The organism is Psychrobacter sp. 1Y11, from assembly GCF_052259045.1.
GTDB lineage: Bacteria > Pseudomonadota > Gammaproteobacteria > Pseudomonadales > Moraxellaceae > Psychrobacter.
This window is the reverse complement of sequence record NZ_JBQQER010000006.1, coordinates 177058-196979: the sequence shown is the minus strand read 5'-3', so window position 1 is coordinate 196979 and position 19922 is coordinate 177058. Positions and strand designations below refer to the sequence as shown.

The 19922-nt window shown below is 44.0% G+C and carries 18 protein-coding genes; 5 read left to right on the top strand and 13 right to left on the bottom strand.

The genetic code is table 11. The features are described 5' to 3' along the window. Positions 1 to 3: 3 nt before the first annotated feature. Positions 4 to 846 (top strand): 4-hydroxy-tetrahydrodipicolinate reductase, encoded by an 843-nt coding sequence (dapB, locus tag ACTXGJ_RS07505; RefSeq protein ID WP_439242128.1) that lies wholly within the window; start codon positions 4 to 6, stop codon positions 844 to 846. A 36-nt stretch (positions 847 to 882) separates the two neighbouring features. Further along, positions 883 to 1755, top strand: a complete 873-nt coding sequence (locus ACTXGJ_RS07500; RefSeq protein ID WP_443565542.1) for a hypothetical protein — start codon at positions 883 to 885, stop codon at positions 1753 to 1755. Between the two features lie 135 nt (positions 1756 to 1890). Here ACTXGJ_RS07500 and ACTXGJ_RS07495 read toward each other — a convergent pair whose 3' ends face one another. The 8 genes from ACTXGJ_RS07495 to erpA form a co-directional block, all read right to left on the bottom strand. Then, a complete protein-coding gene (locus ACTXGJ_RS07495) occupies positions 1891 to 3066 on the bottom strand; it encodes a type III PLP-dependent enzyme (protein ID WP_443565571.1) in 1176 nt (391 codons plus the stop codon). Positions 3067 to 3187: 121 nt separating this feature from the next. Further along, the gene (def, locus tag ACTXGJ_RS07490; protein ID WP_439242132.1) at positions 3188 to 3739 is read right to left on the bottom strand and encodes a peptide deformylase; all 552 of its coding nucleotides are present in this window, start codon (positions 3737 to 3739) and stop codon (positions 3188 to 3190) included. A 231-nt stretch (positions 3740 to 3970) separates the two neighbouring features. Beyond that, a complete protein-coding gene (locus ACTXGJ_RS07485) occupies positions 3971 to 4225 on the bottom strand; it encodes a GlsB/YeaQ/YmgE family stress response membrane protein (RefSeq protein ID WP_025645387.1) in 255 nt (84 codons plus the stop codon). Between the two features lie 215 nt (positions 4226 to 4440). Beyond that, a complete protein-coding gene (mpl, locus tag ACTXGJ_RS07480; protein WP_443565540.1) occupies positions 4441 to 5982 on the bottom strand; it encodes a UDP-N-acetylmuramate:L-alanyl-gamma-D-glutamyl-meso-diaminopimelate ligase in 1542 nt (513 codons plus the stop codon). A 162-nt stretch (positions 5983 to 6144) separates the two neighbouring features. After that, positions 6145 to 6711, bottom strand: coding sequence for a copper resistance protein NlpE N-terminal domain-containing protein (locus ACTXGJ_RS07475; protein WP_443565538.1), 567 nt, complete (start codon positions 6709 to 6711; stop codon positions 6145 to 6147). Positions 6712 to 7300: 589 nt separating this feature from the next. Then, positions 7301 to 7828 (bottom strand): disulfide bond formation protein B, encoded by a 528-nt coding sequence (locus tag ACTXGJ_RS07470; RefSeq protein WP_443565537.1) that lies wholly within the window; start codon positions 7826 to 7828, stop codon positions 7301 to 7303. An 84-nt stretch (positions 7829 to 7912) separates the two neighbouring features. Next, entirely contained in the window at positions 7913 to 9487 is a 1575-nt protein-coding gene (gshA, locus tag ACTXGJ_RS07465) for a glutamate--cysteine ligase (RefSeq protein WP_439242140.1), read from the bottom strand. Positions 9488 to 9781: 294 nt separating this feature from the next. Next, positions 9782 to 10162, bottom strand: coding sequence for an iron-sulfur cluster insertion protein ErpA (gene erpA, locus ACTXGJ_RS07460; RefSeq protein WP_439242142.1), 381 nt, complete (start codon positions 10160 to 10162; stop codon positions 9782 to 9784). A 376-nt stretch (positions 10163 to 10538) separates the two neighbouring features. Here erpA and ACTXGJ_RS07455 point away from each other — a divergent pair, with 376 nt between their 5' ends. Further along, positions 10539 to 12602, top strand: coding sequence for an ATP-binding cassette domain-containing protein (locus ACTXGJ_RS07455; protein ID WP_443565536.1), 2064 nt, complete (start codon positions 10539 to 10541; stop codon positions 12600 to 12602). Between the two features lie 104 nt (positions 12603 to 12706). Here ACTXGJ_RS07455 and ACTXGJ_RS07450 read toward each other — a convergent pair whose 3' ends face one another. Continuing rightward, positions 12707 to 13069 carry a septal ring lytic transglycosylase RlpA family protein gene (locus tag ACTXGJ_RS07450; protein WP_439242146.1) on the bottom strand — a complete coding sequence of 121 codons (363 nt, stop codon included), beginning with the start codon at positions 13067 to 13069 and terminating at the stop codon, positions 12707 to 12709. A gap of 393 nt (positions 13070 to 13462) precedes the next feature. Between ACTXGJ_RS07450 and ACTXGJ_RS07445 the strand changes: the two genes are divergently transcribed. Continuing rightward, complete coding sequence (locus ACTXGJ_RS07445; RefSeq protein WP_443565535.1) at positions 13463 to 14482, top strand: DnaJ C-terminal domain-containing protein; 1020 nt, start codon at positions 13463 to 13465, stop codon at positions 14480 to 14482. 73 nt (positions 14483 to 14555) lie between these two features. After that, positions 14556 to 14879 carry a chaperone modulator CbpM gene (locus ACTXGJ_RS07440; RefSeq protein ID WP_443565570.1) on the top strand — a complete coding sequence of 108 codons (324 nt, stop codon included), beginning with the start codon at positions 14556 to 14558 and terminating at the stop codon, positions 14877 to 14879. A 114-nt stretch (positions 14880 to 14993) separates the two neighbouring features. On the opposite strand, the gene sstT is transcribed toward ACTXGJ_RS07440, so the two are convergent. The 4 genes from sstT to ACTXGJ_RS07420 all read right to left on the bottom strand — a co-directional run bounded on the left by sstT (position 14994) and on the right by ACTXGJ_RS07420 (position 19420). After that, complete coding sequence (sstT, locus tag ACTXGJ_RS07435; RefSeq protein ID WP_439242152.1) at positions 14994 to 16196, bottom strand: serine/threonine transporter SstT; 1203 nt, start codon at positions 16194 to 16196, stop codon at positions 14994 to 14996. Positions 16197 to 16431: 235 nt separating this feature from the next. After that, positions 16432 to 16908, bottom strand: a complete 477-nt coding sequence (locus ACTXGJ_RS07430) for a DNA polymerase III subunit chi (RefSeq protein WP_443565533.1) — start codon at positions 16906 to 16908, stop codon at positions 16432 to 16434. Between the two features lie 45 nt (positions 16909 to 16953). Further along, positions 16954 to 18582: a leucyl aminopeptidase gene (locus ACTXGJ_RS07425; RefSeq protein ID WP_443565532.1), complete on the bottom strand. Its 1629-nt coding sequence runs from the start codon at positions 18580 to 18582 to the stop codon at positions 16954 to 16956. 226 nt (positions 18583 to 18808) lie between these two features. Beyond that, positions 18809 to 19420, bottom strand: coding sequence for a cysteine hydrolase family protein (locus ACTXGJ_RS07420; RefSeq protein WP_443565531.1), 612 nt, complete (start codon positions 19418 to 19420; stop codon positions 18809 to 18811). Positions 19421 to 19922 lie beyond the last annotated feature (502 nt).

Here is a 19922-nt window from a genome sequence, read left to right as displayed (position 1 = left end):
AAAATGAATAAAAAATCTAATAAGAAAACAGCTAATGACCCTATAAATGTCGGTGTTATCGGAGCCGGTGGACGTATGGGCCGCATGCTTATTGAAGCGGTGCAAGATAACCCACAAACGACTCTCAGTGCCGCTATCGAACGTGAGGGCTCAAGCCTCGTTGGCGCTGATGCCGGTGAAGTCGCGGCTATCGAGCGCTTAAATATCAAAATCGTCGATGATTTAGTCGCGGTGATTGACGATATCGACGTACTCATTGACTTTAGCTTGCCCGATGCCACTGAACAAAACATGCAGACTTGCGCGGAGCATAAAGTTGCCATGGTTATCGGCACTACTGGATTCAATGAGCAGCAAGAGCAAGTACTGACCGAGGCCAGTAAGCACATTCCTATCGTTTATGCGGGTAACTATTCTACTGGGGTAAACCTATCGCTCAAGCTACTGAGTATGGCAGCCAAAGCCTTTGGTAATGAGGCTGATGTGGAAGTGATTGAGGCCCATCATAAGCATAAAATAGACGCTCCATCAGGTACTGCTTATATGATGGCAGAAGCCGTTGCTGAAGCTCGCGGGCAAGATCTAAAAGAGGTTGCGGTATATGGCCGTGAAGGGCAAACAGGCGTGCGTGAAGCTGGGACCATCGGTATCCATGCGATACGCGGCGGCGAGATTATTGGCGATCATACGGTGATGTTTATCGCTGATGGTGAGGTAGTAGAGATTACCCACAGAGCGAGAGCACGCATGACTTTTGCCGCAGGTGCGGTACGCGCTACCACTTGGGTAATTAAGCAAAAAGCTGGCCAGTATAATATGCAGGATGTGCTTGGGTTAAATGAGTAGGGCTAAATCGTTAAGGCAGCTAATAAGGAGAAAAAGATGACTACCAATAGAAGGTTTTTTGCCGTCTCATCAATAGTGCTAGCCACGACTCTTACCTTATGCTCTCTAGCCCAAGCTGCTTTTTCTCAAAAAAGTTATCAGACCTATGTCATCGATACTTATGGTGGCGATGCCTTATTACCAAGCATACGCCAACAGCTGAACAATAGCCGTGATGGCGGCACGGTAAGTACTTATCAGGGCAAGCTTGTGCTGCAAACGAGCGCTGCTAATTATCAAGCCGTGCAACAGCTACTTGCACAAATAGACACTCAGCCGCAGCCGGTGCTAGTTGCAGTAAGAGTAGGCAATACTAGTCATTCGCAAAGTAATATTCGCCAAGGCCAAATGATTATTAGCAATCGCGGTATTCAAGGTGCAGGCATAATTAACCGAAGCGATAATCAGCAGCAGAACAATAGCTTGTATCAGGTGCAAACTTTATCGGGTAGCCCTGCTAGTATTAGCACCAATACGCTGTATTCCTTAACGCAAAACTATCAAGCGAGGGTTTATCAAAACAATCGCTATCCCTCTTATAATAGGTCTTCAGCGCAGATTGTTATTGGGCAGCAAATTTTGCTACCGACGACGCAAGGCATTGCCGTTACCCCAAGACTACTGTCTAAGGGAAAAGTGGAAGTGCAATTATCACAAGTAGAAGAAAAATTAGTCACTAGCCATTCTCGCTATAATCAGAATAATGCTATTGCCTCGCAAAGGTTAAATAGCACCGTTATCGTACCGCGCGGGCAATGGGTGACTATTGGACAAGTCACACAAGAGAATCAAGATCAAAGCTCAGGCTTTGCTGGTAATCGTCGTAGCATGACTAGCACCAGTGCGCCTATTCAGCTATTGGTTCAGTAGTTTCAGTCAATTTAAAATTCTACGACACAAAAAAGCGCGGCGCTATTGATATAGCACCGCGCTTTTAATCAAAAATACTATAAAATTAAGATACTATGAGATCAAAATACTATGAGATCAAAATACTACGAGCTCTTAATCAAGATATACGACTTCTAATGGCGGAAAGCCATTGAACTCGACAGACGAATAAGAGTTAGTATAAGCCCCCGTCGCTAGCCAATAGATTTTATCACCAATCTCTAGCTCTTCTGGTAGCTGATAATCCGTCTCTTCATACATGATATCAGCAGAATCACAAGTCGGTCCTGCCAATACTACCTTACCTGACGTTGTTGATGTGGCCATTTTTGGGGTATAAACAGGATATTTAATCGCTTCCCCTAAGGTCTCAATTAACCCTTGAAATAGTCCCACATCGGTATAAACCCAGCGCGTTGTCTCCTCATGCGACTTACGGGAAATCAGCACCACATCACTAACCAAAACCCCAGAGCTTGCTACCAGTGACCGACCGGGCTCCAAAATAATCTCTGGCATATCGTCCACCCCGTAATTATCGATTAAGTACTGTTTCACCGATCCGGCGTAGTCTTGTATGGTATTGATTTGATTGAGATACCTAGCAGGGAAGCCGCCACCTAAGTTGATCATTTGTAGCTTGATATCTTGTTGCGTTGATAACTGCTCAAAGATATTTTTGACCATCACCAGCGCATCATTCCAAACAGTCACTGATTTTTGCTGACTGCCCACATGGAACGAAACCCCATAGGGCACTAAGCCGAGCTTTTTGGCTTGAATGAGTAAATCAACTGCCATATCAGGATGGCAACCGAACTTGCGCGATAGGGGCCATTCGGCAGTGTCTGAACCCTCTACCAAAATACGCACAAACACCTTTGAGCCAGGAGCCTGCTCAGCGATATTTTTGAGATCTGCTTCTGAGTCGGTTGCATACAGATCGATCCCTTTATCAAAAGCATATTTTACATGCTGCGCTTTTTTGATGGTATTGCCATAAGAGATACGCGATGGCGCAACGCCGCAGTCGAGCACTCGATCCAGCTCATAGATGGAAGCGCAGTCGAAATTTGAACCTAGGTCTGCTAATAGTTCAATCACTTCCACCGCAGGGCTGGCTTTCATTGCATAATGAATTTTTGCATCGGGGAACAAGCCAATCATCTCATTGAATTTTAGCTTAATACGATTCAGATCAACGATCAAAAAAGGCGTGTCACGACCCTCAGCGGCTTTGGTAAATTTGCCCCAAGCAGCAGGGTCAAAATATTGGTCAATTTTGATCATAGTCATAACAGTAAACCTTTATTAATACGAAGAAGAATTAGAAAAGAAAAAATCAGAGGTGGAGAGTTTAAAAAAAGCGTAAATCAAGATAACATCTTGTTTACGCCTAAAGGTTCACTATTTAGACATTCGTAGCTTCAGGCTGTTTTGCTGCTTTCTCGCTTTGCTTTTCGCGTATCTTGAGCACTTTTTTGACTTTGTCACGTGCACGCGTTTGTTTTAGACGTGATAGGTAATCGACAAAGATTACCCCATTGAGATGATCCATCTCGTGCTGAATACAGACGGCGAGTAAGCCTTCTGCTACCTCATCAATAGCCTCTCCTTCAGCGTCTAAAGCTTCGATGCGTACTTTATTGGGACGCTCGACTTTATCATAGACATCAGGGACCGACAGACAACCTTCTTCATAGGGCTGCTTTTCTTCAACTAGTGGCGTGACTTTAGGATTGATAAAGACCATTGGCTTATCTCTATTTTCAGATAAATCCATCACAATCAGTTGGATATGACGATCCACTTGTGAAGCGGCCAGACCGATACCATCAGCGGCATACATAGTCTCAATCATGTCACTAATCAGCGTTTTTATTTCGGTATCGACCTCTTTTACAGGGGCGGCGATAGTGCGCAGGCGCGGATCAGGGTAGCTTAAAATAGGGAGTACTGCCATAGTGGCTTACCTCAGTCATGCAAATAGAATTGGCGTTATTATAAGGTAAATGGGGGCAAAAGTAACGATTATCAACAACTTGAGCTCGATTTCATACAGATGGATTTCTGCATGATAGCTAGAGCGACCAATACAATAGCTAAAGCTTTCAATAAAAAAAAGACCTTATACGAATAAGGTCTTTTTGAATCAAAATAATAGCTAAACTCTTAGCATGTAAGAGTGCTCATATTATACGCGGCGCTTATTGACGATCATCTCATATAAGAAGAGTAAGATAATAGCGCCAATAACTGAGAATATCAGACCAATAAAGCCACCATCAGCATCGATACCGATTAGACCAGCAATAAAACCACCAAGCATCGCTCCAACAATACCGAGTACAATAGTCATAATCCAGCCCATTGCATCGTTACCTGGCTTAATAGCTCGCGCTAACAGACCGGCTACCAAACCGACGATGATCATCCATATAAAACCCATTATTATTCTCCTAATTGATTGAATGGTTACATTGTAATCACTCCTTAGCCAGAAGAGTAAGGACTAAATGTTAGTAGTGTAGGGGCTATGTGATAAAAAACAGGGATTTGCTATCATTTGAATTGAATGAGTAAAGGGCGTGTTAAAATCATAAAAAAAGCGCCACTCAAAAATTGAGGGCGCTATTTTAATTACATGAGCTAGGACCAAACTTGTTAGCGCTTAGTCGCTGCTAACGCTACCAATAAACGTTGATGAATACCTTCAAAACCGCCGTTGGACATAATAATTATGGCGTCACCAGCTTTGGCATGAGTACTGAGATGCTCAATGATAGCGTCGGTACTGCCGAGCACTTGCTGATTGCTCAAGTTATCATTATGCCGCTGAGCCTGCTCTATAACGTCTTGCAGACCCCATTCAAGGCCTGTAGGCTCATACCAAAGCGTCTGATCTGCAAGCTCAGCTGAAGACGCTAAACTGTCTTGATGAACTCCCATCTTCATGGTGTTGCTACGCGGCTCAATAACCGCCCAAACCTTTTGACCTGCCATTTTCTTTTTGGCACCATCCAAAGTGGTGGTAATAGCGGTCGGATGATGAGCGAAATCATCAAAGACTAAGATATCGCCTACTTTACCGATCAGCTCCATGCGCCGTTTGATACCGGCAAACTCAGATAACGCGGCGCAAGCGCTAGCGATATCGACGCCGACATCATAAGCCGCTGCGATAGCTACTAGCGCATTATTTACATTATGCATGCCATTCATCGCCCAATCGACTGTGGCAGTCTCAGCATTATCGGTTATATTTTTAACATTCTTATCACCATTGAAGCTCACCTCAAACTGGCTGCCATCGGCGCTAATAAGTCGGGCTTGCCACTCGCTATCAGCCGCTTTGTTTTGAGCTTGCGTCTTATCTTTACCCGTATTATCGACAATAGAGGTGCGCCAAACGGGTGTCCAAACGCCTTTGGCTAAAGTGTCTTCTAAGCTTAGCGTATTAGCAGGCATGATAATTTGCCCGCTGCTCGGAATCATCCGCAGCATATGATGAAACTGCGTCTGAATCGCGCTTAAATTAGCAAAAATATCTGCATGATCGAACTCCAAATTATTCAAAATAGCGGTACGCGGGCGATAATGTACAAACTTTGAGCGCTTATCAAAAAAGGCGGAATCATATTCGTCCGCTTCAATGACAAAGTAACCTAAATTCGATGCGCTTGTTGTCTTAATATCAGTAGCGGCTTCAGTACTTGTAGAGTCAGCTCCCAAATAGCTACTATGAGCGAATACTTGTTGTAGACGCTTATCGGTGGTATCGACTAACGGCACGCCGCCAATCAAAAACCCGCTGTCAATCCCCACATATTGCAATATCCAAGCGAGCATAGTCGTCGTGGTCGTCTTACCATGAGTGCCCGCCACCGCTATCACATGACGCGATTGTAGTACTTGCTCTGACAAAAACTGCGGCCCTGAGGTATATCGTAGCCTTTGATTGAGCATATATTCAACGACTTCCATACCGCGCTTCATCGCATTACCAACCACTACTAAGTCAGGCGCAGGCTGCAGGTGCTCGATATGATAACCTTCCATAATCGTCACGCCAGCCTCTTGTAGCTGGGTGGACATCGGCGGATAAACATTGGCATCTGAGCCAGTCACTTCATGCCCAAGCTCGCGGGCCAATAAGGCTAATGAACCCATAAAAGTGCCACAAATACCAAGAATATGAATATGCATAGACGTTTCGCACCGAATGATATGAAAAGGAAAGAAGGGCATTATTGTAAAGTAAAGCCTAAGGGATAACCAATAAAACGCCCAAAAAAACGCCTAGTCTGTAGGCGTGAATATTATCTAAAGTTTACCGATTATCATTATGAATCAAAAAATAAACTTATTTTATTGGCGCGATAATGTGTAGTCATCGTCAGCGATTTGATTGTCATCTAATAATAACAAATGATTGTTTTGAATAAGGTAGCTCTCAATTCGCTGATCATCGTAAACGATCGTAATCTTGTCACCATCTTGACGATAAATACCATTTTCGATTAAAGAGGCGGTCGGCTCTTCTGGACTATCATAAATGCTAGTTTTCACTACGGAGCTATCTGCAAATAAGTTCAGCAAAACCTCTGTACTGTTACAAAAAGAACAAGGGAAAACGCCTTTATAATCACCGATAAGAATAGCCTGCATCTGACTGCTGCTCGCTGACTGAGTATCCAAAGACGAGCGGTTTTCAGATGGTTTTCTATCCGGCTTAGCCGCGTTAATGAGTGACGCACCGGCTTCACTATAATCTGTATCGCTATCTGAAGTATGGTCTGTGGTTTTCTGCTCTACAGCAATAGAATCACTCTGCGCACTGGCGATCATCATTTTTTTATCGGTGCTAGGAGTAGAAGAGTGGCTGTCACAGCCCATAAGTAAAGCACAAAAAGACAAAGGGAGTAATATTTTCAAAGTCGAGCGAGGACCACAATGAGCAGTCGTTGTGAAAATTCTAGAGGGAGAATAAATCATGAGCATACCAACAGCAAACAGATAAGGGTTAAGTGAAAGCTGATAACTGAGATCAGCTCTACTCACAAAAGCTAGTATTAATGTCGTCTAAGACGATGAAAGTGACCAAATATCATTGCAGCCTTCTAACATAATCGCAGGCGTATTCGCAGGATCTTATTGCAATACCCTTTCTTTAGAGACAGGCGGTCACTTATTCACAATCAACGGAAAAATATTATCATAAGATAACAAACTGGCATAACGTAAATGTGTGGTTTTTGTTATAAAAGGAGGAGATTTGTGTTCTAATATTTGCGTCTCGGATAGAGGATATTGATATAGAGGTTATCAATATATAGTCAGTTCAAAGTTAAATGGTTATAAATTTAAACGCGCTACTGGTATAAATTTTACTTGCGTGCTGTTATCGCTCGATGCTGTAAAATTTATATTTAAAACAAGCATCCCAGCAGCGCTATATCGTTTTTAGAGTGAATCGATAACACAAAAAAATTGGATTGTGATATTGAAGCGGTACTAATAGCAGCTATGTTCTTGCGCGCGGGGTTCTAGAGCGCAAGATATTAATCAGTATTAATACATGAATGACAATCAATAGACTAAAAAATAGTAAGGACTGCTCAGGGATACTAAGTCCTAAAAAAGTCCAATCGACTGTGGCACATTCACCAGAACCAGCAAACACTTCGTTTAGTACTTGCTGCATCGGTAGTGTATCTAACCAATAATCTAGGCCAGGGCCACAAGAGGGTACCTGATCGGCGGGCAGATGCTGCAGCCAAACATGACGAGCAGCAACGCCCGTTGCCCAGCCAATACCGACTAAGCTACCTAACCATAGTCCTAGCTTGATAAGTTTTGATTTTGGGTTAAAAATAGCCGCTATAAGAGCAAAGCCGCCCATCACCATCAGACCGATACGCTGAAAGATACATAAGGGACATGGGGAGAGCCCCATATACTGCTGTAAAAAAAACAAGGCATAGCCCATACCGATAGCGCTCATCACTACCAAAAACACTTGCATACTGCGATAAGAGGGTAGGCTTTGCATCAAATAGGTACTCTTAAAATAGGGGCTAAATAGCTAATTTTGGGTAGTTATGGATAATGACTCGTTCAATAAAGCGGTATAAGCTTAGCGATACTGCTCAATAAAGTCCATAAAGTCTTCGGTCTCACTAGCTTCGATATCGCTTTGTTGCAATAGTGACTTTTCAGCCAATACTTCATATTTAGCCTGAATATTAGGGCTTAAGGTATGCTGTAGAATGGCATCGCGATGCTGCTGAGCCAACGTAAAGCCTAACTTCCACATACTGCCTAAGCGCATACTATCAGCATTGACTTGCGCGGAGATGGTTGATTCTGAATTGCTCGCTTTACCTTGCATTAAGGCCACAGCCACGCGGTAGTCGTTACCGCCGTGATGGGCATCTAGTAGCGCGGCTAGCGGCTGCATACTAGATAAATGCGCCAGCATCCAGCTCTGCAGCGATTGCTCTTCGCCATTATTTAGAATATGTAGATTATCCGAGCGGCCTTCATTGACCACGCGTTCCAGATTAACGGCCAGCTCCTCTTCTTCTGCCGGCATCAAATCTGGCGACTCATTGAGTAAGCAGTACAGCGCCATAACTTCTAAGAAGCAAGCACTTGACAGACGAATACCCACGTCGCTATAAGGATCTAAGTCGATGGCACGGAACTCCACATAAGCGATACCACGACGCTCCAGCGCTTCTGTCGGTGTTTCACCGCGCGCTGCAATTTGTTTAGGGCGAATAGGGCTGTAGTATTCGTTTTCTATTTGTAGAATATGGTCATTGATCTGAATAGGATTGCCGTCTTCATCATTTAAGCCAAGCGCCTTAAAGCTATCATGTGGCGTCTGAATCGCGCGGCGTAGGCCTGCGACATATTCAGGCAGATTATTATAGCGGATATCTAGATGCTCTTGGACGCTGTTCGTATAGCCAAGCTTACCCATACGTAGGCTAGTGGCGGTCGGTCTATAATAAGTCGACTCGTTCATCAGCTCCAAGTCATGCTCGCGGCCTGAAATAAAGCAAGGACAAACGCTAGGACTAGCGCCTAGTAAATATAGAACTAGGCTCGTTAAGCGCTTAAAGTTACGAATCAGACCTAAATACTTCTCATTTTTGAACTCGGTAAGCGTTTGCGTCTGTGCGTCTGCGAGCTGCTTTTGCCACTGTATAAATAAACCATCACCAAAGGATAGGTTATAATGTAGCCCAGCAATCGTTTGCATACGGCGACCATAACGAATACCAAGCCCGCTACGATAAAGCGTTTTAAGCTTACCGGTATTGGAGCTACCATAATCAGCCAGCGGAATATCGGCATCATCCGCTGAGAGCATACAAGGCATAGACAACGGCCACATCAGCTCACCCTCTGGCAAGGCCTGATAAACTAAAACATGCAGCTGACGTAGCATAGCCAATGTATCTTTTGGCGTCGCTCTTGGGTCAGTGATAAGCTCAAGTAGGCTCTCAGAGTAGTCCGTAGTGATGAAGGGATGGGTCAATTTTGAACCTAGCTTCAATGGGTGCGGTGTTTGCGCCAAAAACCCATCCGCTCTAACGCGCAGGCCTTCTTTTTCGATACCGCGCAGCATACCCATCAATAATTGGCTATCAAACCAACTTGGTATTTCAAAATCCACAAAGCTACTTGCAAAATTACTCATAATAGTCATCTATTGTTATTCATTATGGTAGAGCAACCATCCATCAAGATTTGCTCAAATAGAGTTTGCTAACATAAAACCTGCTCAAACCTACGCCAGTTTGGCATCTTCGGCGCTATAAATAGAGCGGTCAGTTTAGCTCAAAGTCAGTTTAGCCCAAAGATAGTGCAAAAACCACGCACAATTACAATTTCAGTAACCTTCATAGGTTAAACAAATCATTTGGCTAAGCCAAAAAAGCACCTATAAAAAATAGATGCTTTGATAAGAGTGCGCTGATAAAACAAGCACTATTTAGATAGAAAACGAAGAGCCGCAGCCACAAGAAGTGGTCGCGTTAGGGTTATCTACTACAAAGCGCGCGCCTTCTAGCCCTTCGGTATAGTCAACGGTAGAGCCTTGTAAGTACTGATAACTGAGTGAGTCAATCACCAAAGTGACATCGCCATTGTCAAAATTGGCATCGTCTTCATTCATATCGCTGTCGAATCTAAAGCCGTAAGAGAAACCAGAGCAACCGCCGCCAGTCACATAAACACGCAGCATAAGCTCCTTATCGCCTTCTTCTTCGCGTAGACGGCGTACTTTTTGGGCCGCGCTATCGGTCAGGCTTAGGACAGTAGGATCGACCGGCTGACTAGCGCTTGGATCATATTGGGTAGTGGTTTGGGTCATAATTACCTCATTAGCGAATGCTTAACTGCTTGATGTCAGTAGTGTTTTGGCAGTATACCATAATTGGGGCTAGGCTTAACTTATCAAGACTGATAAGCGCGTTTAGTAAAATAGATAAACGGTATTGAAATAAGCCTTATTATCCTCAGTAAATCACTTAAAAATGAAACAGTTATTTATAAATAGTTGTTTAATCGTTTGCCTATCAGCCAGTCGTTTGAAATAATAGCCGCCAATTATGGCTGAGTTTGGCCTGTTTTTCTGTAAATTTTCATCATTACTCCTGATTGCTATTGAGCTGCTAGCTACTGACTTAATAAGTTATAGATTTAATAAGTGTAGTGGTCGCTATAACCCCTTTGAGATAAAACCCCTTATGATCGAATTTAAAGACGTTAGTGTTCGCCGTGATGGTCGTGTGCTCTTCTCGGACACTAGTTTCCAATTGCACCCCAATCACAAAATTGGTTTGACGGGCAATAATGGCACCGGCAAATCAACGCTATTTGCCTTGCTGTTGACGCAAATGGGCACTGGCGATACTGAGGTGACGCTTGATAAAGGCGAGGTGAGCATTCCTGATAGCTGGCAGGTCGCGCACATGGCGCAGGAAGTTGGGGCGAGTAGTCAAACGGCCATTGATTATGTACTGAGCGGCGATGAGCAGTGGTATCAGCTTAACGAAGCGTTGAGTGATTTGAGTCATGTCAGCGATGAGCAGATTGGCGTCTTGCACCAGCAGTTCGACGAGATAGATGGCTATCGTACGCCTACTAAAGCGGCGCAAATTATGGCAGGTCTTGGTTTTAAAGCCAGCCAACATGAGCAGCCAGTAGAAGGCTTCTCAGGTGGGTGGCGCATGCGTCTAAACCTCGCCAAAACCTTGATGAGCCGTGCTGATTTGATGCTACTCGATGAGCCGACTAACCACTTGGACTTAGATGCTATTTTGTGGCTTGAGACTTGGATCAATCAGTTCATGGGCCTTGTCATTGTCATCTCGCATGATCAGACATTCTTGGATGCGACAGTAGATCATATCCTGCATGTCGAGCAACAAAGAATCACTATGTACACGGGCAACTATCAGCAGTTTATTCGCACCCGTCATGAGCGCATGGCGCAGCAGCAGCAGGCTTATGAAAAGCAGCAAGCCACCCGTGCACACTTGGATGACTTTATCCGTCGTTTCCGTGCCAAAGCCAGCAAGGCTAAGCAAGCGCAAAGCCGTATCAAGCAACTCGAGCGCATGGCCGAGCTGTCACCGATGATGGCGGATAACCCCTTCTCATTTAAGTTTTATGAGCCGGCACACATGAGTACACCGCTGATTGAGATGACCAAAGCCGATATCGGCTATAGTGAAACGCCGCTACTGCATAATGCCAATGTGCAAGTGACCCCAGATACGCGTTTGGGTCTACTCGGGATGAATGGCGCGGGCAAGTCGACTTTGATTAAAGCGTTGGTTGGTGAGCTTGAAGTACTCTCAGGCACTTACCAGGTCTCTGATACCCTCAAGCTTGGCTACTTTAATCAGCATCAAATGGATGCCTTAGATGCTGCTGCGACACCGATGCAAATGCTAAGACGCCTCGCGGGCAAGACCTCTGATGCGACCTTACGCTCGTTTTTGGGCAGTTTTGACTTTCGCGGTGAGCGTATCGATACGCCAAGCGAGCTCTTCTCTGGGGGTGAGCGCGCGCGTTTGACCCTTGCATTGATCGTCTGGCAGCGTCCTAACGTACTAGTACTCGATGAGCCGACTAACCATTTGGACTTGCAAATGCGTCAAGCTTTGACTCTAGCCCTGCAAGGGTTTCAAGGGGCGGTCGTGCTAGTTTCTCATGATCGTGAGCTGATTGCTAACGTTTGTGATGAGCTTTATCTTGTCCATGACGGACGGATCGACGAGTTCGCAGGCGATATCAGTGATTACGGTAAGTGGCTAGCGGAGAAGCGCAAACAAGAGAACGCACAAGACAAAAACAGTAATAAACAAGCCAAAAATAAAAAGGCACAAAAGGCCTTTGTTTCACGTGAAACAGACAGTGCTATAAAAGGAGCAGATGCTAAGCACGCCGAATCAACACAAACTGCGGCAGCGACATCTAAGACAGTTATCCAAACGACAAAAAAGCCCGCTAGTACTTTGAGTAAAGAAGAGCAGCGCAAGTTGGCGGCTGAGCAGCGCAAACTCACCGCGCCTATACGCCGAGAGATCGAAAACACTGAAAAGGCCTTGGCAAAGCTGGATGAGAAGCTAGCAAGTTTAGAGACTGAGCTTGCCGATTCCGAGCTCTATGAAGCGCATCGTAAAGCGGATCTGATAGCGCTACTCGATGAGCAAGCCTCGCTACAGCAGCAACATAGCGAGAAAGAGGAGGGTTTGCTGATAGCGATGACCAGTCTTGAGGATATGGAAGCGCAGTTTGATTAAGATATTTGCTGAGTAGATTATAAGCAAACATAAAAAAGGAGAGCTAAAGCTCTCCTTTTTTTACATTATTAGGCTCTTAAAAGCTGAAACCTTAGCGCGACGTTTTATTGTCTACGATACTTGCCATCACCGTAAGATAGTACTTTCATAGTCGTTGTACAAAGTTGGCAGTTTATCTTACCAGCAGCGCCTTTAGACAAATCTAAGATACGGCCCGGTGTAAAAGGACCTCTATCAGTGATTTTAACAATCACGCTCTGTCTTGTCTTTTTGTTAGTCACTTCAACTTTAGTGCCGAACGGTAACGTTTTATGGGCAGCGGTCATAGCATTCATATTGAAAATACTACCACTAGCGGTACGTTTACCGTGAAATTTACTACCATAATAGCTAGTATTACCAGCAAAAACGGTAGTACTTAATGCCAATGACAACATAATAACTAAAGACTTGATTAAATAAGACATTCAACACCTATATGTAATTTATAAAATAGACAGGTTTTCTTGCCTATATTATTTTCACTCCCTATGAGTGTAAACATTGCAGGTATTCTACAAGATAAAGCTTGCTATATCTTTACAGATGTGTAAAAAATAAGCCAAGTCAAATTGCAGTTACATTGTAAATTATTGATTAATAAGAAAAGTTGTTATCTTAAAGTTTTCTATACAATGTAATTGCTAAACTTAAATCCGCAGTATAAATCCATGCTATATTTTTTGCTAATACAGTAGCAAAGAGGTGGTAGCCACAGACTAAAATTGAAATCACAGAAAAAAGTCTTATTATAGGAACAGACGATTCTAACTATATAGATTTCAATAAAAATTCTTTGAATAAAAATATAAGGAAAAACAATGGCTGAAAAAAACTACTATGACATTTTAGGGGTAAAAAAAGACGCTTCAGATGCTGATATCAAAAAGAAATATCGCAAACTAGTTCGTCAATATCATCCCGATGTTAGCGATGATCCAGACGCGGATAACAAAATTGCCGAAATCAATAACGCTTACGAGACCATCAGAGATAAAGACAAACGCGCTGAGTACGACGCTATGCTAGACAATCCTTTTGCCGGTCAAGGCGGCGCTGGTGGCTTTGGCGGATTTGGAGGTCAGTCAGCTGGTGGCGCGCAAGGCGGCTTTCGCTGGGAAGACATTAAAGATCAGTTCGGTGAAGGTGAAGCCTTTGGTGGTGGCGGTTTTCGCTTCGATGATATTTTCTCGGCTTTTGGGCGCGGTGCTCGCGGCTCAGCGGGTCAATCGGCTGGCGGACCAAGCGGCTTTGATCAATTCGGTGGCGGTTTTGGCCAAGATAGCAAAGGCCAAGATCAGCATGCGGAGATCAGTGTCGATCTCGCTTCGGTCTATAGCGGCGACGACTATAGTATTAAGTTAAATGTGCCTGTTCGTCAGCCTAATGGTAGTGTGGGTTATGAGAATAAAACCCTGAAGATTAAAATTCCTAAAGGCATCACGGATGGCAAGCAAATCCGCCTAGCAGGGCAAGGCGCTGCCGGTATCGGAGGTGGCAAAAATGGAGATTTATTTCTCAAAGTAACCATCACTGCTGCAGGTAATATTCGCTTAGAGGGCGCTAACGTGTATCAAACAGTCAATATCACCCCGTGGGAAGCAGCGCTAGGCGAAAAAATCAATGTCGCCACTCCTGCAGGTACTTTAGGCGTCACTATTCCAAGTAACAGCAAATCAGGAAGTAATTTGCGTCTGAAGGGCAAAGGGATTCCAGCCAAGCAAGCTGGCGACTTGTACTTAACCTTAAATATCGTCAATCCAGAGGTCACCACTGACGAAGCTAAGCAAGCTTATGAGCAGCTAAAACAAGCTTTTGCTAATACTAGTATCAATCGTTAATTAGAAGGATTGTTACAAGTGAGCTAAAGTTAGACAGATGATTAGAGATATAGTATAAACGAGGATAATAATGATGAAACACTCGCCTGAATTAACCGATTTAATTATGAGCTTTGATGAGCTAGTATCTGCTTGTGGTCAAGAGCCGCAGTGGGTTATCGCTTTGATAGAAGAGAATATCATTGAGTATGATGTGCCGGAAAGCCAGCAGTTTACCGGTTATCAGCTAACGACCGTTCGCCGCGCCTCACGCCTCAGCCGTGATTTTGAAGCGAGCGTACCGGCTATTGGCTTGATACTTGAGCTGTTAGATGAAGTGGAGCAACTACGCCAGTTTAAGCGTCAGTTGGAGATGCAGACGCCTGTTATCGAGGTCGAGGTAGATCACTTAAAGTAAGCTATTGAAAGGCTAAACCTGACTTGCATACAAGTTTTAAAGTATAAAAAGGGCACCTGAGTGCCCTTTTTTTATCTTTGAGTTGTGATTAAAACGTCGTTAAGGCTCAATTCGCTAACGGGCGTATTTTGGATCGGCGGCAGCGGTGAATAGTATATCGGTTGAAGAGTTAAGAGCCGTCTCCGCAGAGTCTTGAATAACGCCAATAATAAAGCCAACGGCCACCACTTGCATAGCAATGTCGTTGGGGATACTAAATAGACTGGCCGCTAATGGAATGAGTAGTAATGAGCCCCCAGGCACACCCGACGCCCCGCCAGCACTGACTGTCGCCACTAAGCTTAGCAGTAAAGCGGATGCAAAGCTGACCTCAATACCCAGAGTATGCGCAGCAGCTAAGGTTAACACGTTAATGGTAATCGCCGCGCCGGCCATATTGATGGTAGCACCAAGCGGAATAGTGACCGAATAAGTATCTTCGTGCAGACCAAGTTTGTGAGCAAGATTCATATTAACCGGGATATTAGCCGCTGATGAACGGGTAAAAAAGGCAGTAATACCAGACTCGCGCAAGCAAGTAAAGACAAGCGGATAAGGGTTTTTACCCGTTTTGACTAACACGATTAAAGGGTTAGCGACTAGAGCAATAAACAGCATACAGCCAACCAATACCATCAAGATATTGGCATAGCCTTTTAGGGCCTCAAAGCCTGTTTCAGCGACAGTATTGGCGACAAGACCTAAGATACCAAATGGCGCGAGGGCAATGACCCATTTGACCACTTGTGAGATCGCATCAGCAAAGTCGCTGACCATAGCGCGCGTAGTGTCACCAGCTTGACGCAGCGCAAAACCGATAATAATCGCCCATGCCAAGATACCGATATAGTTGGCATTGGCCACGGCATTGACAGGATTGGCGACTAGGCTCATTAGTAGGTTGGTTAGCACTTCTTTTAAATTGGCAGGCGGTACTTGCTCGATATCGGCATTGACTAAGACCATCTCGATTGGGAACAAGAAACTTGCACCTACGGCGGTCAATGCTGCCAAAAAAGTGCCAAAAATATACATGATAAGGACGGGCTTTACGTAGACCTCATCACCACTGCGCTGTTTACTAATAGCGGCTAACACCAGTACAAACACTAGTATGGGTGCTACTGCTTTAAGAGCACCGACAAATAAAGTTCCTAATATCCCTAAAGCTATACCAGCGCTAGGCGCCAGCCAGCCAATCAACACTCCTATGACTAAGCCGATAATAATCAGCGGCACTAAGCCTATTCGTTGATACATCGCTATCAATGAGCGCATCTTTATACCTCTAATAAAAACATTAGTAAAAAAACCACAGAACGCTAAAATAATCGGGTGATATTAGCATTTTTTGTAATATTCGCCTAATGCTCTGCTAGAAGATTATAAAGAGAAGTAAGATAAACTTTGGAGGTTTAGATAGATTATATAAGAGGATATGAGGAAAATTAGCGTTAGTGTAACGAGTTATAGAGAGTTATTTAAAATGAATCATTAACAAACAATCGATATATCAAACTTTAAAATGCGTCAACTCATAATCGAGCTGTTGGTAATGTTTATACTTATGGCGACCTTGGGCGACGCTATCGTCATCGGGTAAGATAATCTCTAGCAGTCGACTAGGCAGAGCGTTGCTCGTTGACGGGATATAATCAGTTAGAGGGCGGGGAGTCGTATTGATAACGATACCGCTAAAGTCTGGCGGCAGCTGTGATGCTAATAGAACAGGCGCTGTAGAATTAACAGCAGTACTAGCCGTTGTCTCACTATCGGCAGCGCTTAGTCGTTGATGCGGAATAAAACTAGCCGCATCATTGGCCCATAACGCTTCATCAAGCTCGCTGAGCAAAAGCTCGTTATCAGCAAGGATAACAAGCGACTGCGTACTCTTATTTAAAGCGGTTTGGGTCAGCTGACAAATAAAGCCCAAGAAATCTTGGGCTTTACTCTCGCTTAATACATAAAAACTAACGGTTAGTTTTGACATTTTTTGTACTTAAGCCTTATTAAATGTCCGATGATACAGCACTGTTTATGCCATATCGACGCTGTTTTTGAGATACTGCATAAACAGAGGTACTGGACGGCCGGTAGCGGCTTTTTCTTTACCAGAGTTCCATGCTGTACCAGCAATATCTAAATGCGCCCACGCTTGGCCTTCTTCCACGAAGCGCGATAAGAAACAAGCAGCAGTAACCGCGCCGGCACCTTTACCACCGATATTTTGCATGTCGGCAATAGGCGAGTCAAGCAATGACTGATACTCATCATCTAGCGGCATATGCCAGATAAGATCGCCAGATTGAGCGCTAGCGTTCTCAAGCTCGAACAGTACGTCTTCATCATTACTAAACACCGCTGAGCGTACATGACCAAGAGCGACGACACAAGCTCCGGTCAAAGTCGCCACATCGATAACCGCTTTTGGGTTATAGCGCTGGATATAGCATAAAGTATCGGCTAACACTAAGCGGCCTTCAGCGTCAGTATTGAGAATCTCAACCGATTTACCATTCATTGCTTTTACGATATCACCAGGACGCGTAGCTTCTCCTGATGGCATGTTTTCTGCACAAGCGAGAGCGCCGACGACGTTGATAGGTAGACGCGCTTCGCACAGCGCTTGGATAGTACCAAGGACCGAAGCTGAGCCGCCCATATCGAATTTCATCTCATCCATCGCCGCGCCTGGCTTGATAGAGATACCGCCTGAGTCAAAGGTGACGCCTTTACCGACTAAGACAATAGGCGCATCATTGTTAGCGCTTTTTTTAGTATTGGCTTTTAAAGGTAGCTTATCTGCAATCGCTTTTAGACCAGCCTTTGCAGTGGTGCTAGCGTTATCGCTATAAGTGGCTTTATGGTTGGCGGTAAATTTCGACTTACCTTGATACTCCATAATGACTAGCTTGCCCTCGCGAGCTGAGCCTCTAGAGACGGCTAAGAAGCACTCCATACCGAGCGCTGCCATCTCTTCTTCACCTAATACAGTGACTTTTAGGATATCAGAGTATTTTTTGCCAAGCTCCTGCGCTTGCTCTGCCATGTAGGCCGGGAAGCAGATATTACCAGGCTCGTTTGCGACATCGCGAGTTAAGCTTTGACCGACAAACACCGAATGCGCGAAGTCGAGAGCAGGCTGCAAGCTATCATCGGCAAGCAAATAGATATCGGTTAATACTGGAGTTGTTTGCTCTGATTTGTATTTATCAAAACGATAAGTCGCCGCTAACAGATTAAGGGTAAATTGGCTAAATTCATTTTCTTGTAAGGTATCGCCGAGTGCAATGGTCAAGGAAGAAACGCGTTTTTGCGTTGATTGATAAATGGTCTTAGCGATTTTTTGTAGGACGCTATGACTGAGTTTGTCGAGGCTGCCAACACCTACTAATAGTAGCTGTAGTGGATTGGCTTTGGTGGTTTTTTTATCACCAGCTAAGGCATAATCAGCAACCGTTTCACAGGCCTTACCACTGAAATGCGAGACTGCCATCAACTGCTCGATACGCTCTTGATAAGCTGTTAATGAGTCGCTTGCTAGGATGTTTTTGTTATTATCGACTAAGACGACTAAGCAGCTCGAGTCTTTATCTTTGGCTTCTTTTTTTAGTATTTTTTGAGTATGAGTTTTTGGGAGTTGTGCGGTTAACTTAATATTCATAGAGTCGTGTCCTTATTAGAGTTATGGGATTGGAATTATGAGTGAATAGGGCAAGTCGATCAGGAAACCCAAAGACCTACTTGAGCTTGTATTATAGTTTAGCATATAGAGGAGACGCTAACTGTTCCTTAAGCGTTAGGGAATGTTGTTCGCTGTCTATAGCTATCTACTTTAACTTTGGCTTTGCCAGTTAACGATTTAAGAGCACTAATCAATAGCATTATTACTAATTGATAGCATCGGTCGATAGTAAAGTGGCGAAGCTGTCTTGCAAAGCCGCCATAGCATTATTATGCACCACTGCTGCCTTGATCGTTTCTCCATTGACGTCAGGTAAGTCGCGAGTGGCACAGGCATCATGAAAGACGAAGTTCTCAAAGCCTAAGTCAAAAGCAGCTCTGACGCTAGAGCTGACGCACATGTGACTCATAAAGCCCACAAAAACGAGCTGTTTTTTGCTAGTGGCTTTGAGTAGCTCACCTAAATTGGTATCATAAAAAGCATTGGGATGTTTTTTACTAATAAGCTTTTCATTATCGAGCGGTTTTAGCTCATCGACGATAGCGACCTTAGTAGATAGTGGATCAAAGATGGGGCCGTTATCTTCGCCATGATGGGCGATATGAAAGAGCGGGATATTTTGTTGGCGAGCTTTATCGAGTAGTAATCGCGCCTTGTTGGTCGCTGCGGCTCCCAGCTCACCTAAAGGCATAGCACCGTTGACATATTCATTCTGAAAATCGATAAAGACGATAGCGCAGTTAGACCAGTCAAGGGTGCCAAACTTACCGCCGCCAAGCTCGAGCAAGGTAGCAGGACTTAAGTTATGAGTAGACATCGTATTCTCCATCAGTGAAATTTTTGAAATTATATTTCGAAATTATATTTTGAGTTTTTTAAATAGCTGCTTACTACTGTTTTGCTTTAATATAAAGTAATAGTAAATAGTAGCCAATTTACGCGCTTAAATTCTAACAAGTGCTTAGATTCTAACAAGTAATTGCGGCCTTATTTAGGGTGTGATACCAATGACAAACACTCGATGGCAAATAAAACACAAAACAAGACAGATAAGTTAGTGCAGTGATAGTGCTTTAATAAACGAGTTGCTAACTCGTTAAGCATTAACTATTAGACCTTTTATGAAAGGTTATTAAAGTGTAGTAACAATAAAACCGAGAAGGGGTTTACACACTTTTCACCGTCATTTTTTATAAAAACATGCTAGCATTAGCAGTTACGTTTGACGCTTATACTCGCTTTGCCCCATTTATCCAAATACCAAAAATCGCTTATGAGTTTGCACGATAGGGATATGTAAAAACATACCCTAGCGAACG

Bases quoted from the DNA above. Each gene is read 5' to 3' on its own strand.
- dapB (WP_439242128.1), top strand. From the start codon at position 4: ATGAATAAAAAATCTAATAAGAAAACAGCTAATGACCCTATAAATGTC.
- ACTXGJ_RS07500 (WP_443565542.1), top strand. From the start codon at position 883: ATGACTACCAATAGAAGGTTTTTTGCCGTCTCATCAATAGTGCTAGCC.
- ACTXGJ_RS07495 (WP_443565571.1), bottom strand. From the start codon at position 3,066: ATGATCAAAATTGACCAATATTTTGACCCTGCTGCTTGGGGCAAATTT.
- def (WP_439242132.1), bottom strand. From the start codon at position 3,739: ATGGCAGTACTCCCTATTTTAAGCTACCCTGATCCGCGCCTGCGCACT.
- ACTXGJ_RS07485 (WP_025645387.1), bottom strand. From the start codon at position 4,225: ATGGGTTTTATATGGATGATCATCGTCGGTTTGGTAGCCGGTCTGTTA.
- mpl (WP_443565540.1), bottom strand. From the start codon at position 5,982: ATGCATATTCATATTCTTGGTATTTGTGGCACTTTTATGGGTTCATTA.
- ACTXGJ_RS07470 (WP_443565537.1), bottom strand. From the start codon at position 7,828: ATGCAAAGCCTACCCTCTTATCGCAGTATGCAAGTGTTTTTGGTAGTG.
- gshA (WP_439242140.1), bottom strand. From the start codon at position 9,487: ATGAGTAATTTTGCAAGTAGCTTTGTGGATTTTGAAATACCAAGTTGG.
- erpA (WP_439242142.1), bottom strand. From the start codon at position 10,162: ATGACCCAAACCACTACCCAATATGATCCAAGCGCTAGTCAGCCGGTC.
- ACTXGJ_RS07455 (WP_443565536.1), top strand. From the start codon at position 10,539: ATGATCGAATTTAAAGACGTTAGTGTTCGCCGTGATGGTCGTGTGCTC.
- ACTXGJ_RS07450 (WP_439242146.1), bottom strand. From the start codon at position 13,069: ATGTCTTATTTAATCAAGTCTTTAGTTATTATGTTGTCATTGGCATTA.
- ACTXGJ_RS07445 (WP_443565535.1), top strand. From the start codon at position 13,463: ATGGCTGAAAAAAACTACTATGACATTTTAGGGGTAAAAAAAGACGCT.
- ACTXGJ_RS07440 (WP_443565570.1), top strand. From the start codon at position 14,556: ATGAAACACTCGCCTGAATTAACCGATTTAATTATGAGCTTTGATGAG.
- sstT (WP_439242152.1), bottom strand. From the start codon at position 16,196: ATGCGCTCATTGATAGCGATGTATCAACGAATAGGCTTAGTGCCGCTG.
- ACTXGJ_RS07430 (WP_443565533.1), bottom strand. From the start codon at position 16,908: ATGTCAAAACTAACCGTTAGTTTTTATGTATTAAGCGAGAGTAAAGCC.
- ACTXGJ_RS07425 (WP_443565532.1), bottom strand. From the start codon at position 18,582: ATGAATATTAAGTTAACCGCACAACTCCCAAAAACTCATACTCAAAAA.
- ACTXGJ_RS07420 (WP_443565531.1), bottom strand. From the start codon at position 19,420: ATGTCTACTCATAACTTAAGTCCTGCTACCTTGCTCGAGCTTGGCGGC.